The organism is Pontibacillus marinus BH030004 = DSM 16465 (assembly GCF_000425225.1).
Taxonomy (GTDB): domain Bacteria; phylum Bacillota; class Bacilli; order Bacillales; family BH030062; genus Pontibacillus; species Pontibacillus marinus.
This window is the reverse complement of record NZ_AULJ01000042.1, coordinates 14,107-28,745: the sequence shown is the minus strand read 5'-3', so window position 1 is coordinate 28,745 and position 14,639 is coordinate 14,107. Positions and strand designations below refer to the sequence as shown.

General features: G+C 39.5%; 14 protein-coding genes and 1 other annotated feature. All 14 genes read right to left on the bottom strand.

All coding sequences use genetic code 11. The features are described 5' to 3' along the window. Nucleotides 1-506 precede the first annotated feature (506 nt). Nucleotides 507-983, bottom strand: coding sequence for a transcription elongation factor GreA (gene greA, locus H514_RS0110120; RefSeq protein ID WP_027446867.1), 477 nt, complete (start codon nt 981-983; stop codon nt 507-509). A 186-nt stretch (nt 984-1,169) separates the two neighbouring features. Beyond that, nucleotides 1,170-1,802 carry a uridine kinase gene (udk, locus tag H514_RS0110115; protein WP_027446866.1) on the bottom strand — a complete coding sequence of 211 codons (633 nt, stop codon included), beginning with the start codon at nt 1,800-1,802 and terminating at the stop codon, nt 1,170-1,172. A gap of 91 nt (nt 1,803-1,893) precedes the next feature. Next, the gene (locus H514_RS0110110) at nt 1,894-2,532 is read right to left on the bottom strand and encodes an O-methyltransferase (protein ID WP_027446865.1); all 639 of its coding nucleotides are present in this window, start codon (nt 2,530-2,532) and stop codon (nt 1,894-1,896) included. A 124-nt stretch (nt 2,533-2,656) separates the two neighbouring features. Further along, a complete protein-coding gene (gene mltG, locus H514_RS0110105; RefSeq protein ID WP_027446864.1) occupies nt 2,657-3,775 on the bottom strand; it encodes an endolytic transglycosylase MltG in 1,119 nt (372 codons plus the stop codon). A gap of 168 nt (nt 3,776-3,943) precedes the next feature. Further along, nucleotides 3,944-4,225 (bottom strand): DUF1292 domain-containing protein, encoded by a 282-nt coding sequence (locus H514_RS0110100; protein ID WP_027446863.1) that lies wholly within the window; start codon nt 4,223-4,225, stop codon nt 3,944-3,946. 11 nt (nt 4,226-4,236) lie between these two features. Next, nucleotides 4,237-4,656: a Holliday junction resolvase RuvX gene (ruvX, locus tag H514_RS0110095; protein ID WP_027446862.1), complete on the bottom strand. Its 420-nt coding sequence runs from the start codon at nt 4,654-4,656 to the stop codon at nt 4,237-4,239. 7 nt (nt 4,657-4,663) lie between these two features. Continuing rightward, nucleotides 4,664-4,936, bottom strand: coding sequence for an IreB family regulatory phosphoprotein (locus H514_RS0110090; protein ID WP_027446861.1), 273 nt, complete (start codon nt 4,934-4,936; stop codon nt 4,664-4,666). A 92-nt stretch (nt 4,937-5,028) separates the two neighbouring features. Next, nucleotides 5,029-7,674 (bottom strand): alanine--tRNA ligase, encoded by a 2,646-nt coding sequence (gene alaS / locus H514_RS0110085; protein WP_027446860.1) that lies wholly within the window; start codon nt 7,672-7,674, stop codon nt 5,029-5,031. A gap of 75 nt (nt 7,675-7,749) precedes the next feature. Then, nucleotides 7,750-7,990 (bottom strand) — a binding site (T-box leader). A 57-nt stretch (nt 7,991-8,047) separates the two neighbouring features. Beyond that, on the bottom strand, nt 8,048-9,115 hold the full coding sequence (locus H514_RS0110080; protein WP_036842893.1) for an AI-2E family transporter: 1,068 nt from the start codon (nt 9,113-9,115) through the stop codon (nt 8,048-8,050). A gap of 747 nt (nt 9,116-9,862) precedes the next feature. After that, nucleotides 9,863-10,018 (bottom strand): DUF3918 domain-containing protein, encoded by a 156-nt coding sequence (locus tag H514_RS24655; RefSeq protein WP_154657361.1) that lies wholly within the window; start codon nt 10,016-10,018, stop codon nt 9,863-9,865. A gap of 24 nt (nt 10,019-10,042) precedes the next feature. After that, complete coding sequence (locus H514_RS0110070) at nt 10,043-10,231, bottom strand: hypothetical protein (protein ID WP_036842889.1); 189 nt, start codon at nt 10,229-10,231, stop codon at nt 10,043-10,045. Nucleotides 10,232-10,379: 148 nt separating this feature from the next. After that, entirely contained in the window at nt 10,380-12,710 is a 2,331-nt protein-coding gene (recD2, locus tag H514_RS0110065; protein WP_231566622.1) for an SF1B family DNA helicase RecD2, read from the bottom strand. A gap of 52 nt (nt 12,711-12,762) precedes the next feature. Continuing rightward, nucleotides 12,763-13,440 carry a tetratricopeptide repeat protein gene (locus H514_RS0110060; RefSeq protein ID WP_027446856.1) on the bottom strand — a complete coding sequence of 226 codons (678 nt, stop codon included), beginning with the start codon at nt 13,438-13,440 and terminating at the stop codon, nt 12,763-12,765. 75 nt (nt 13,441-13,515) lie between these two features. Then, the gene (mnmA, locus tag H514_RS0110055; protein ID WP_027446855.1) at nt 13,516-14,628 is read right to left on the bottom strand and encodes a tRNA 2-thiouridine(34) synthase MnmA; all 1,113 of its coding nucleotides are present in this window, start codon (nt 14,626-14,628) and stop codon (nt 13,516-13,518) included. Between the last annotated feature and the right edge of the window lie 11 nt (nt 14,629-14,639).

Sequence of the window (14,639 nt, the reverse complement as noted above, 5' to 3'; positions counted from 1 at the left end):
GCGGGAGTTTGCCGTTTTCCTCACCCCTTTGCTGTTATGAAAGTTAACGGACCCATGGCTGAGATCATTTTATCTCTTGCTTAAGGAAACTGTATTTTAGCTCTACATATAAGCCTTTAGATCACTTTGGTGCATATATGACTCAACCCCATAATCTACATCAGAAAACCTTACGATAGCTGCGGTTCCGTTATTCACCATTCGGCTAAGGTGGGCTGGGAAATGGGTTGACTCCAGCGGAAAAACGGGCTAGCGAGACCCCGCAAGGAGCGAATAGCGGATGAGGAGGCTCGATAGTTCGTCCGCAGGAAAGCAACCCATTTCCCAGCCCGCCCGCTCTCTATTTGGCAACGGAACCTCTCTACGCTTTATTCCAGATTACTGTCAGATTGTTTAACAACTAACCAACTAATTTTCCCCATAAAAAAATAGCCCAGTTAAAGAGTACAAATTACTTTATACTCCAAAACTGAACTATTTACTAAACCGTGATTGAAATTGTAAGACTACTCTACTTTCATAATCTTAACGTCGATGTCTCCACCTGGAGTGGCTACGGTTACTTCTTCACCGATCTCACGACCAATCAGGCTTTTCGCCATTGGGGATTCATTTGAGATTTTGCCTTCAAATGGATCAGCCTCAGCGCTTCCTACGATTGTGTAAGTTTCTTCGTCCCCGTCAGGAATCTCCTGGAACGTAACAGATTTACCAAGTTGAACTTCGTTTTTATTACCAGTATCATTTTCAATAATTACAGCGTTACGTATCATATTTTCCACATGAGAGATACGAGACTCTACAAAGGCTTGTTCATCCTTTGCAGCATCATATTCAGAGTTCTCAGATAAATCTCCAAATCCACGTGCAATTTTGATGCGCTCTACAACTTCCTGGCGCTTTTCTGTTTTCAAATAATGCAGTTCTTCCTCTAACTTCTCTTTTCCTTCTTGAGTCATATAATAGCTTTTGTCTTCAGCCATACCAAAATTCACTCCTTAATTGCATCAAAAGAAATCTCCAATTCCTATATAAAAATGAGCGGCACATGGATGTGCGCTCAGGTGATAAGCTTGTTCTATTCTATAAAGGAAATTGGTGTTCTAGAACTACTACCACATATAATGGCAGATTTTCATGTTGTTTTCAACATTTTTTTCTAAATGTTACTAATTTGCACGCTCGTCTAGTATAGTCTTGATCTTCGTGGTCATAAGATCAATCGCTACATGGTTTTGTCCGCCTTCAGGAATTATGATATCTGCATAACGTTTCGTTGGCTCTACGAATTGTAAATGCATCGGCCGAACGACGTTAATATATTGATCAATGACAGAGTCAATGGTTCTACCTCTCTCATTAATATCTCGCAATAGACGACGAATAATACGTACATCTGCATCTGTATCTACGAAAACCTTAATATCCATCAGGTCACGTAAACGCTCGTCCTCAAGAACCATAATACCTTCTAGAATGATTACATCCTTTGATTCTGTAAGGATAACCTCATCCGATCTAGTATGAAGTTTATAATCATATACTGGTTTTTCAATGGATTCACGATTTAAAAGACTTTGAATATGTTCCATTAATAAATCATTGTCAAAGGCTAATGGATGATCATAATTTGTTTTTAGGCGTTCTTCAAATGGAAGGTGGCTTTGATCTTTATAATAATAATCTTGTTCCATCATTAAAATCGTTTTATCTGTAAATTGTTGAAAAATAGAACGTGTAACAGTGGTTTTACCAGAACCAGTTCCTCCTGCGACACCAATGACTACTGGTTTCTCACTCATGGTACATGCTTCTCCTTTCGGTGGTAAGACACCCTTTGCTGATTAATTCTATGACGTATCGTCTTATGGGTGTGGATTACTTTTTACACTTTTATCGTTTTGTACTTATAGCCACTCCGTCACCAATAGGTACAATGTTGGTTTTAAAATCAGGATGTTGGATAAGCCATTCATTATAGGCTTCTATTTTACGAGCTATTTTAGCTTTGTTAGAACCATCATTTGGATTATCAGCAACATAACCTTTAAATAGGACATTATCCGAGATTATTACGCCATCTTTAGCCAGTGAAGGGGTAAACAATTCAAAAAATCGTTGATACTGTCCCTTCGCTGCATCGATGAAAAGGACATCATAAGGGCCCTGAGATAGAAGGTCGTCTGAAACTTCAAGAGCATCACCGAAAACGACGTTAATACGATTTTCTAGTTGAGCATCTTGAATATTTTGCACCGCTTCATGGTAGCGTTGTTCCTCACGTTCAACCGTTACGATTTCACTATGAGGGTAGCACTGAGCCATACGTATAGCTGAATAACCGATAGCTGCGCCTATTTCCAAAATTCTTTTTGGCTGTTTCATACGGATCAGCTGTTCTAGAAACTCTATGCCTAACGGTTCCATGATTGGCACACGATGATCTTGAGCATATGTTTGCAACTGTTGAATGTGTTCATCTGGTTCATCCAACGTTTTCATTAAATAAGTTTCTTGCTTAGGATCAATCATTCCTTGCCCTCCCGCAAGTTTTTTCGTGCATCATTTTAACACAACCTTTGTATTTTAACATAGTACAAAAGAAAATGCATTCACCTATTCAGGCAAATGCATTGATGTGTTGGTTTTTATAGAATTATGGTAAATATTTGTTTTTTAATCTTAGATGTTCATCATAATCCTCTGCGTAGTAAACTTCACCACTTGGTGCAGCTACGAAATAGAAGTTTTCTGAGTTCACAGGGTTTACAACAGCATTTAAAGAATTCTCAGCAAAGTTCGAAATCGGTCCTACTGGAATACCTGGGTACTTATAGGTGTTATAAGGAGAATCTACTTCTAAATCCTTGTGCAGGACTCTATCCTTATGTTTACCTAACGCGTATAATACCGTAGGGTCCGTTTGAAGAGCCATGTCAATTTCTAAACGGTTATAAAAGACACCTGCGATTTTTTTACGATCCTCTACAGTGCGTGCTTCTTTTTCAAGTAGGGATGCAAATGTTACAGCTTCATGAACCGTTAATCCTTTTTGATTAATTCCATCTAGGTAAGGGGTAACAACACTTTCTGTTTTTTGCAGCATTTTTTCAATAATTTTTTCTATTGATGGATCTTCTTCATAAAATTGATAGGTGGCTGCAAATAAGTAACCTTCTAGTGGATTGCGAATCTCTGGCTCTAGAATAACATCAGATAAAATACTAGGATGTTTTTCTATTAACGATTCAACATATTGAACATCTTTGGTTTTTTCGACAAATTCCTCTTTATCAAAACTCATCTTATTCGAGTAGATATCAGCAATTTGTTGGATTGTTTTCCCTTCAGGAATCGTAACTGTAGCTACAGCTTCTTCAACAACTTTCCCTGTTTTCAATGTCTCCGTAATTTCATCAAGCGTCATAGATGGTGAAAATTGATACTCACCAGCTTGGAAGCCTGATTTATTTCGGAATTTAATATAAAATCGAAAAATTCGACTATCTTCAATAATACCTTTGTTTTCTAAGATAGAGCCTATCTTTGAAACGGAAGAACCGATCGGGATCTCAACCGTTTTCTTTGTCGTATCATCTGGGTCTACAGGTTCTAAGCCTGATTTGACATATAAGTATCCTGATATACCAACAGCAATGATGGCAATGACGATAACACTTAATACGATAGCTACTATTTTACGTACCGTTCTCGCCTCATCGCTATGTTTTTTCTTTTTTTCATTTGAATGATCATCATGGTTCGAGGTCGACATGACAATTCCCCCTTTCATCCGATATATTATACTACAATTCTCTAATATTTTTCTATTGAAACGTGAAAATTGATTCGAAAAGCTGAGATCGTCCGAATAACCATACCCCTAACACTTTTTTACATTTATCCCTAAAGAAAAGAGCCTGACTAAGCAGGCTCCTGTTCTTTATTCTTCCTCATCTGTAAGTGTATTGAGGACTTCTTCAACCATTTCCCATTCTTCATCAGTCTCGATCTGATAAAGAGCTAGATCGTCTTGCTCGTCATCTTTTTCCTCGTAACGGAAAGCAAATACTTCAACTTCTTCAGATTCTTGTTGTTCTACAGGTACTACAGCGATGTAAGAATGACCTGTTTGATCAACATCGAACTTGAAAAGTACTTCAAATAAGTGCTCTTCACCGTTCTCGTCTGGAATAATAATTCGCTCTTTTTCTTCTAATGCCATTTTTATTCACCTCATCTACTTTTTGCATCTAAATAACTTTGCAAAATCATAACAGCAGCCATTTTATCAATGACTTGTTTACGTTTTTTTTTACTCATATCTGCATCCAAAAGAACACGTTCCGCGGCCATTGTTGTTAAACGTTCGTCCCAAAGCTCAACTTCTAACTGAAATTGTTCACCTACATGCTTCGCAAACGTTTGACTAGCTTCACCGCGTTCACCAATCGTACCATTCATATTCTTTGGAAGTCCAACAACAATTTTGCTGACTTCGTGTTCCTTAATATAAGGGGTTAACTTCTGTACAGCATCATCGTAGTTCCCTTCTTCCCAACGAAGCGTGGTAATCCCTTGTGCTGTCCAACCAAATGCATCACTGATTGCTACCCCTATGGTTTTTTCTCCAACATCTAATCCAATTATTTTCATGCTCGCCCTAGCCTTCTTGTTTTTGTTGTTCCTCTATATAGAATTTCACTAACTCTTCAATTAATTCGTCTCTTTCCATTTTACGAATTAAATTTCGAGCATCCTTGTGTCTTGGGATATAGGCAGGATCACCAGATAATAAGTAGCCGACAATCTGGTTAATCGGGTTATATCCTTTTTCTTGCAATGTTTCATGAACGGACAATAATACTTCCTTCACATTTTTCTCAAATGGTTCCTCAGAAAAATTGAACTTCATGGTCTTATCCATGGAACTCATTGAATCACCTCTTTATAGATGTACCCGCATATTCCATTTCTTAAAAGCATAATATGGAATATGCGGACAAGCTGTCTTCATTATATACCTTTTTAGCCTTGAGAAGAAACGGATTGCACGTAAGTTTTTGCATATTCTAGTGCTTCGTCTACTTGTTCAGGGTTTTTACCGCCAGCTTGAGCCATGTCTGGACGGCCTCCACCACCGCCACCACAACGAGTAGCCACTTCTTTAATTAAGTTTCCAGCATGATAGCCTTGGTCCATTAAGTCTTTGGAAACTCCTGCAGCTAATTGTACTTTACCATTGTTAACAGAAGCCAAGAGGATAATCCCCGAAGAAACTTTTTGTTTTAATTCATCAACCATGTTGCGTAATGCGTTCATGTCGGATACATCTACTTTTTTAGCTAATAATGGTACACCATCGACTTCTTCGATTTGGTCTAGGATAGAAGATGCTTCTAAATTGGATAACTTCGTTGATAGAGATTCCTTTTCACGTTGTAGGTCTCTCATCTCTTGGAACAATCCTTCAATTCGCTCAGGTACACCTTCAGGCTTTGTTTTCAGCAGGCTTGCTGCTTCATTGAGTAAAGCTTGCTTCCCGCTCATATACTCGTAAGCGCCTTTTGCTGTTACAGCTTCAATGCGTCGTGTTCCAGCTCCAATGCCTGATTCTGAAATAATCTTAAATAGACCAACTTCAGCTGTGTTGGTTACGTGACAACCTCCACATAGCTCAATGGAATAGTCACCCATTTTTACAACACGTACTTCATCTCCATACTTTTCACCAAACAGAGCCATAGCACCCATGTTCTTCGCTTCCTCTAAAGAATGGTAGTCAATAGCAACAGGGATTGAATTCCATACCTTTTCGTTCACGACTTGTTCAATTTGCTGAAGCTCTTCATTTGATACAGAACCAAAATGAGAGAAGTCAAAACGTAAGCGATCTGGAGTAACTAAAGAACCAGCCTGGTTAACATGATCGCCTAATACATCCTTTAAGGCTTGATGTAAAAGGTGGGTTGCCGTGTGGTTTTTCACAATGTGTGAGCGTGATCCACGTTCAACTCGTGCTTTAACTTGCTCCCCTTTACGAATCGTTCCCTCTTGTACCATTGCATGGTGTAAGTTTTGACCATTCGGAGCGCTCTGAACATCAAGGACTTCAAGTGTTGCTTCTTCCGTTTGAATCCAACCTTTGTCGCCAACTTGTCCACCGCTTTCAGCATAGAAAGGTGTTTTCTCTAAGAACAAGTACACTTCGTCGCCCTCATTTGCTTCACTTGCAAAATCCTTGTCTTTAATAAGTTCAACGATGTTTGTATATGTTTCAAGGTCTTCATAACCGACAAACTCACTATGAGCTGTCACTTCACCTAAGACGCCTGATTGAATCTGCATGGAATCAACTTTTTGACGAGCATTACGTGCACGCTCACGTTGACGTTCCATTTCTTGTTGGAACCCTTCCTCATCTAGTGTGAAGCCTGCTTCATGAACATACTCTTCTGTAAGCTCTTTCGGGAACCCATATGTGTCATACAAACGGAATACTTCAGTGCCTGGGAATACGTTTTTCCCTTTCGCTGATTCTTCCTTAATGATTTTCGTTAAAATATCTAACCCATCGTTTAATGTTTCGTGGAAACGTTCTTCTTCTGTTTTAATAACATTTTGAATGAAATCTTGTTTATTTTGAACTTCTGGGTAGAAATCCAACATAATTTCTGCAACATCTGGTACGAGTTTGTACATAAATGGCTCATGAATGCCAATCTGTTTCGCAAAGCGGACAGCTCTTCTTAATAAACGACGCAGAACATATCCACGGCCTTCGTTGGATGGCAATGCTCCATCACCAATTGCGAAAGAAACAGTACGCATATGGTCAGCAATTACTTTAAATGCAACATCTTTTTCTTCAGATACATTATATTCGGTATCAGCAAGCTGTTCAGTGTGCTTGATTATTGGCATAAATAGATCTGTTTCAAAGTTCGTTGGGGTATCTTGCATAACGGAAAGAATACGCTCTAACCCCATCCCTGTATCAATGTTTTTCTTAGGTAATGGTGTGTAAGTATCATCTGGGTTGTGGTTGAACTGTGAAAATACTAGGTTCCAGATTTCTAAATAACGCTCATTCTCACCACCAGGGTAGAGTTCCGGATCATTCAAGTCATTCCCATAAGACTCACCACGATCATAGAAGATCTCGGTATTTGGTCCACTTGGCCCTTCACCAATGTCCCAGAAATTTTCCTCTAAACGAATAATACGCTCTTCTGGAACACCCACTTGGTCACGCCAAATCTTTAGTGCTTCATCATCTTCTGGGTGTACGGTGACACTTAAACGCTCTTCATCTAGATCTAACCAATCTGAGCTTGTTAAGAACTCCCACCCCCATTTGATGGATTCTTCCTTGAAGTAATCACCAATGGAGAAGTTTCCTAGCATTTCGAAAAACGTATGGTGACGTGCTGTCTTTCCAACGTTTTCAATGTCATTGGTACGGATCGATTTTTGAGCATTCACGATTCGTGGGTTATCTGGAATGACACGACCGTCAAAATACTTTTTCAGTGTTGCAACACCACTGTTAATCCAAAGAAGTGTTGGGTCCTCATGAGGAACGAGTGAGGCACTAGGCTCTACACTGTGCCCTTTTTCTTTAAAGAAATCGAGAAACATTTGTCGTACTTGCGCTGAGTTAAGTGATTTCATGATTGATCCTCCTATATTTTTAAAAATGTAAGTAATTAAAATTAACCATTAAAAAAACTCCCGTCCTGCATTATCTGCAGGGACGAGAGTTGGAATCCGCGGTACCACCCTGATTATGAACCTTAAACGAAAGGTTCATCACTTCATGAAGAGCATTCTCTTCGTTCCGCTATAACGGGGCGAAACCCGGCGATGTTTTAAAAACCGCACTCCGGACTAGCGTTCTGTGACCCTTCACCTAGAATTCTTTCCAGCCTCTGAGAATTCCTCTCTGTAAAGATGGTCTGTCACATACTCGATCCTTCTTTGTATTACTGTATTCGTTTAAAAGCGTTAGGATATGCCAAAATTATAGTCAACTCTACACCAAATGTCAACGCTCTCGTTGTAATGGTTTGATGTGATGAATCAATACACGAACAATTGTTAATACCGGAACTGCAACAATCATACCAATCACTCCTGCAATTTCTCCTCCCAATAGTAACGCAAAAATAATCAAAATTGGATGGATATGCAGACTCTTACCTACGATGAAAGGTGATAACAAATTACTCTCGATCAGCTGTACCACAAACACTGTTATAATCACAAAAAGCACCATTTTAGTCGAAATGGTAAAAGCTAATATCACTGCAGGCACTGCCCCAATGATCGGACCAAAGTAAGGAATAATATTCGTAATTCCCATGATTCCACCTAAAAGCAATGGATATTTCATGCCGATTAACCAAAGGAGTAACATAGATATAACACCAACGAAGAGGCAAACAAGCAACTGCCCGCGTATGTATCCACCTAAACTTTCATCTATTTCAGTTAAGACTTCTTTTCCTTCCTCTCGATACTTAGAAGGCGTAAGATTCCAGAGAATATTTTTCATAACAGGGAAATCTTTTAGCATATAGAAAACGAGTACAGGGATTACAGCCACAATAATAAACACATCAAATAATCCTGTTAGTCTTGTGCCAAGAGAAGTGATAAAGTCTTCTCCAAACTTTTCCACGTTTTCTAGAATGTGATCCATGCGATCATGTACACGCTCCGGTAAGAAGGATGTACGTTCATATAAACTGTATATCCACTCCCGATACGTATCTACAAACCCTGGCAAGCTTTGACTGAAATCTTTAAGCTGGCTTAAGAAGACTGGGTAAGCACGATACAACCCATAGCCTACTCCTCCAAAAAATAAAATATAAATAATTAAGATAGCTGCCCATCGTGGAACATGTCTCTCATGTAATCCTTCGACAACCGGGTGCAATAAATATGCTATAAATAATGCTATGACAAACGGAATCATTAATTGAAATAAGACTTGAAGAAATGAGCGATAAAACGGAAATAACTTCATGAGTAAAAATATAATCAATAATACCAGGAGAACAAGGACACCCCGATATATCCAACGCTTCGTTGTCTCTAGGTTGTTCAAAATTACTCCGCCCTCTTCTGGTGAATTTTGTTTTTATTTTGAACAAAATCGCGTTAATTATGTGAGAGAGACGTAATTCTTATTATGGAGAGGAAGCTACTTGCTCAATTAAAGCCCCTTATCTTGAAGACTTGGAATCGAGATAAAGTACTAAGGAGGTCCGTTGCTTTTGTGAGAGTAAGGGGATCGGTGAAACGGCAATACTCCTGCGGAAGACCGGCCGAGCTTCCTCGTTCGCAAGCTCTCTGCGGGATCTCGTCCGCCCTTTCTACCGCGGGAGTTTGCCGTTTCCCTCACCCCTTTGCTGGTATGTAGATTAACGGACCCATAGCTGAGATCTTTTAACTTCATTCTTAAGGAAACTGTATTTCAGATCCTAAAACCCTCTACATATAAGGCTTTAGATCACTTTGGTGCATATAGAATTTAACTACATATTTTTAATCAGAAAACCGCACGATAGCTGCGGTTTCGTTATACACCATTCGGCCAAGGTGGGCTGTGGAACGGGTTGACTCCAGCGGAAGAACGGAGTGACGAGACCCCGCAGAGAGCTTGCGAATGAGGAGGCTCGGCGCTTCGTCCGCAGGAAAGCAACCCGTTCCACAGCCCGCCGCTCTGCATAAAAGCAACGGAACCACCACGCACTAGCTTATTCAATATTACTGCCATTAAACTGATAAACCGAAAACAAAAAACGCATGCAGTTCAGCTAACTGAACCACATGCGTAAAATTCAACCATTACTTAACGAAAAGCTTTGTTTACTCTCTTACGGATTCGTTTCATCGATTTTTGAGAAAACAAATCGGAGAATCCTCTACGTCCTCTTTTTCTTCTTCCTCTTGAAAGGAATGCAGCACTTGCTCCGATTGCTGCAAGAGATGTTAGTGTACGATTCATCCGCTTCACCACCCATAAATGGATTTACCATTGGGCTGTTTGCTCATGTTCTCCAAACAGATCATCCAGAGAGCTCAGGGAACCATCCTCTTCTACTTGGTGTACATGTACCTTCCCCTCTGCTACAGAGAGTTCAATGAAACATGTCCAGCAATAATATTGGTTATTTCCAATCTTTCCAATATCTTTTCTTTTACAATTTGGGCAATGCATACATATGACACTCCTTATCGGTTTACTGCCGATCGCTTTTGAATGTCATTATTGCCAAATTTTTGCTAGTTCATACACCTTGAGTAAAAGGGATGGCACCCAATGGTAGGTTCACATGTACGATGTGAACACCTTTAGTATGTGTCCATTACATAAAGTCATAAGGGGAAAGTTCTTCCTCATCATCCTGCTCGTCTTCTTCAGGCCGATCCAGTAGTTCCTGCAATCTTTCTTGAAGAGTTGTGTAGCGCTGATTGGTGTCCACTGTATTTACCCCTCGTATAAATGCTTCTTCATCTCCACAAATAATTAACGACTGCTTACTCCTTGTAACAGCAGTGTACAATAAGTTTCGACGAAGCATACGAGAAAAACCGCGTACTACTGGGAGAATAACAATCGGGAATTCACTTCCTTGAGATTTATGGATCGATGTGCAGTAAGCATGGGTGATTTGGGTTAAATCTTTTCGAAGATATTCAACTTCTTTCCCTTCAAATGAAACGGTCAGTTTTTCCTTCTGCTCCTGTGTTTCATCTTCTTTGTAAATGGCTACAATTTCACCAATATCTCCGTTATAAACACCAGATTCAGGCTGATTGATAAGCTGAATCACTTTATCCCCAGTTCGATATGTTAAATCCTTTAACTGAATTTCTCTTTTCTGTCTCGAAGGTGGATTCGCCAATTGCTGAATATCATGATTTAACGAATGGATCCCAATTTTGGAACGATACATGGGGGCTAAGATTTGAATATCTTTAAGATTATGCCCTTTCTCCATTGCTTTAGCGTACACTTTTTCAATTACGGGTAACACTTGTGGTTCTGGACATGAAATGAAATTAAAGTCATTCGCCTTCGTCAAGGACTGACGATTACAAGTCCCTCGTTTCATATCATGGGCTAGTTGAATAATCTTCGAGCCCTCTTTTTGGCGGTACACTTCCTGTAACTGAACGGCTGGGATCTTCTCAGAAGAAATTAAATCCGATAAAACTTGTCCTGGTCCTACAGAAGGAAGCTGATCATCATCCCCAACTAAGAGCACTTGCATGCCTTCTGGAATGGCTCTGAACAACTGATTAGCAAGCCATATATCCACCATGGAAAACTCATCTATAATAAGTATTTTTCCCGCCAGAGGATTATTGTGGTCTCGTTCAAAAGCTTCTCCTCCAGTCCAACCTAAAAGACGGTGTATGGTTACCGCAGGAATACCAGTAGATTCATTCATGCGTTTTGCAGCACGGCCTGTTGGAGCTGTAAGTAAGAAAGGATAGGGCTCATCTTGATCATAATCTGCAGGCTTTAATGACTTTCGATTCATTTTGGCGTAGGCGGTAATTATGCCTTTAATAACGGTGGTTTTTCCAGTACCCGGACCACCTGTCAAAATCATAATATTTGAGTTAAGAGCTTTTTCTATCGCTTCAAATTGCTCTTTCCCATAACTGAGATCTTCTTCATCCTCGATCTCACCTACAATTTTCATCAGTTCCGCTTGTGTATATTCTTCCTCTACTTCATTCAACATCACTCGATGAAGTTGCTGAACAAAGCCTGATTCTGCATAGTATAGAGAGGGTAAGTAAAGATTGCCCTCTTCCAATATGATTTTCTCTTCATCAGCTAGCTGTTTCATTTCTCGGGAAATAATATCATTGGATATCATCCCCTCTTCATCATTTAAAACAGCTAATACTTCTTCCGCAAACCGATCAGAAGGAGCATAAACATGACCTTGTTGTACCCACTGATTCAAGGCATAGAGACAAGCAGCCTGAATACGAGTGGGATGGTCCATACTTATTTGATGTTTAGAGGCAATTTCATCTGCCCTTTTAAAGCCAAATCCATCAATATCAAAAACAAACTGATAAGGATTGTCCTGAAGAACCTCTAATGCTCTATCTTGATAAGCCTCATATATCTTTTGTGCCATTTGCAGGCCGAACCCATACTCCGACAGCGCAATGACAACATGCTCAAACCCTTGATGTTTACGTAGATCCGCTACAAGTTGATCCGCTTTATCACGCTTTAAGTATGGAACATCATCAAGAGCTGAAGGATCTTGTAATATTCGTTGGATAGCACGGTCACCTAACGTTGCTACAATACGCTCAGCTGTTGTTTTTCCAATTCCGTAAAATAAGTCGCTAGATAGGTATAAGACAATACCTTCTTTAGATGTGGGGATATCTTTTTGGTAATGATTCACCTGGTATTGCTCACCAAATTTCGGGTGATCCTTTACATCCCCATAAAAAATGTACATTTCTCCTTTATCTAAAGGAGAAAAATGGCCTTTTACAACGACTTCACTATCTTCAATCGACTCATTCGTTTCCTCGATACGAATGAGTGCAATGGAAAAGTGTTCTTCATCATTATGGTAAATCATACGAAGGGATTCACCTTTGATAAAGCCACGTTCAGTATCTAATTGTCCTTCTAATTGCTCTTCCATTGCCATGATTCGTAACTCCCTTTATAACGTTGTTCAAAAACACCTATACTAGAACAAATTACTCTTTCTCTTTATTAGAATTCAACATTTCTTCTACTTGTCCTTTAGCATGCATGGCTAACATGTGATCAGACTGAATTTCAATTGCTTTATCAAAATGCTCCAATGCGTTATAAGGCTCTTCTTTAAAAAGGTGAGAAACTCCTAAGTTGTAATGAGCATCACTATGCTGGTCATTTAATTCTAGCACATTATGGAAGGTTTGCGTCGCCTCATCTAGTAAACCTACTTGAGCTAAGCAAAGACCATATTGGAAGTGAACATCTGCATCTTCTGGAGATAATTCAGCTGCACGTTGTAAGTAAGGCATAGCTAATTTAAATTGCTCTTGGTATAAAAAGCTCAATCCAAGCATGTAGTAAGCATCGCTTTCTTCTAACCCTTTTTTAATTGCTTGTTGGAAAGGTTCTTGAGCTTGTTCATATTTTTGCTGCTCGTAATACACATTACCTAGACCGTAATGAGCTGTTGCTGTTTCTGGGTCCTTCTCAATTGCCTTTTGAAAGAAGCGTTCTGCACGTTCTAAGTCGTTCATGTGAAGAAGGAGATTTCCAAAATTAACATAACCTAACGGGTCTTCTGGGTTTTCTTCAATGGCTTGTGTAAATGATTGTGCTGCTTCTTCATATTTTTGTTCTTGCATGTATTGAATTCCTTGATTTAATGCATCCATCATAAGTTCCTCCTCATAACGATCCTCTGTGATTTAAAACAAATTGAAAGAATCCCCAACTCAATGGAGTCAGGGATCTTAACCTACATAAGTTAAATACTCATTATTTTTAACGATACCATTAATCGTACCGCCGCCTAAACATAATTCTCCGTCATAAAATACAACAGCCTGTCCAGGGGTAATGGCACGCTCAGGCTCATGAAAATCTACTTTGACACGTCCGTCCTCAAGTGGCGTCACCGTTACTGCACTATCCTCTTGGCGATAACGGAATTTTGCTGTACATGTGAATGGTTCTGTCGGCGCTTCACCAGATGTCCAATTAAGGTCAGAAGCTTCAAGACCATCTGAATAAAGGTAATCATTATGATAGCCTTGATCGACATATAAAATATTGTCTTTCACATTCTTTCCTACAACAAACCAAGGCTCACCTGGTCCACCTATACCAAGACCTTGACGTTGTCCTAAAGTGTAATACATCAGACCATCGTGTTTACCTTTCACTTCACCTTCAAGTGTTTCCATATTACCTGGTTGTGCAGGAAGATACTCACTTAAGAATTCCTTAAAGTTACGCTCTCCAATAAAGCAAATACCTGTGGAGTCTTTTTTCGTAGCTGTTGCTAAGTCATTTTCTTTAGCAATTTCCCGCACACGACTTTTATCTAAATGCCCAAGCGGGAACATGACTTTAGATAATACATCTTGTGAAAGCTGATTTAGGAAGTACGTTTGGTCCTTACTATTGTCTTTCCCACGTAGCATTTCGTATTTGTCTCCATTTTGACGAACTTGCGCGTAGTGACCTGTCGCAAGGTAATCTGCCCCTAGAGACATTGCATGATCAAGAAATGCTTTAAATTTAATTTCTTTATTACACATTACGTCCGGATTTGGTGTACGTCCTGCTTTATATTCATCTAAGAAGTACGTAAACACTTTATCCCAATATTGCTTCTCGAAATTCACTGCATAATAGGGGATGTCGAGTTGGTTACATACTCGTACCACATCGTCATAATCTTCTGTTGCTGTACACACGCCATTTTCGTCAGTGTCGTCCCAGTTTTTCATGAAAATACCAACGACATCATAACCTTGCTCTTTCAATAACAAGGCTGCGACAGATGAATCAACTCCACCTGACATTCCAATGACAACGCGTGTATCTTTTGGATCTTTCATGTTTGTCACCG

Coding starts and splice junctions, on each gene's coding strand:
- greA (WP_027446867.1), bottom strand. CDS start 983: ATGGCTGAAGACAAAAGCTATTATATGACTCAAGAAGGAAAAGAGAAG.
- udk (WP_027446866.1), bottom strand. CDS start 1,802: ATGAGTGAGAAACCAGTAGTCATTGGTGTCGCAGGAGGAACTGGTTCT.
- H514_RS0110110 (WP_027446865.1), bottom strand. CDS start 2,532: ATGATTGATCCTAAGCAAGAAACTTATTTAATGAAAACGTTGGATGAA.
- mltG (WP_027446864.1), bottom strand. CDS start 3,775: ATGTCGACCTCGAACCATGATGATCATTCAAATGAAAAAAAGAAAAAA.
- H514_RS0110100 (WP_027446863.1), bottom strand. CDS start 4,225: ATGGCATTAGAAGAAAAAGAGCGAATTATTATTCCAGACGAGAACGGT.
- ruvX (WP_027446862.1), bottom strand. CDS start 4,656: ATGAAAATAATTGGATTAGATGTTGGAGAAAAAACCATAGGGGTAGCA.
- H514_RS0110090 (WP_027446861.1), bottom strand. CDS start 4,936: ATGAGTTCCATGGATAAGACCATGAAGTTCAATTTTTCTGAGGAACCA.
- alaS (WP_027446860.1), bottom strand. CDS start 7,674: ATGAAATCACTTAACTCAGCGCAAGTACGACAAATGTTTCTCGATTTC.
- H514_RS24655 (WP_154657361.1), bottom strand. CDS start 10,018: ATGAATCGTACACTAACATCTCTTGCAGCAATCGGAGCAAGTGCTGCA.
- H514_RS0110070 (WP_036842889.1), bottom strand. CDS start 10,231: ATGCATTGCCCAAATTGTAAAAGAAAAGATATTGGAAAGATTGGAAAT.
- recD2 (WP_231566622.1), bottom strand. CDS start 12,710: ATGGCAATGGAAGAGCAATTAGAAGGACAATTAGATACTGAACGTGGC.
- H514_RS0110060 (WP_027446856.1), bottom strand. CDS start 13,440: ATGATGGATGCATTAAATCAAGGAATTCAATACATGCAAGAACAAAAA.
- mnmA (WP_027446855.1), bottom strand. CDS start 14,628: ATGAAAGATCCAAAAGATACACGCGTTGTCATTGGAATGTCAGGTGGA.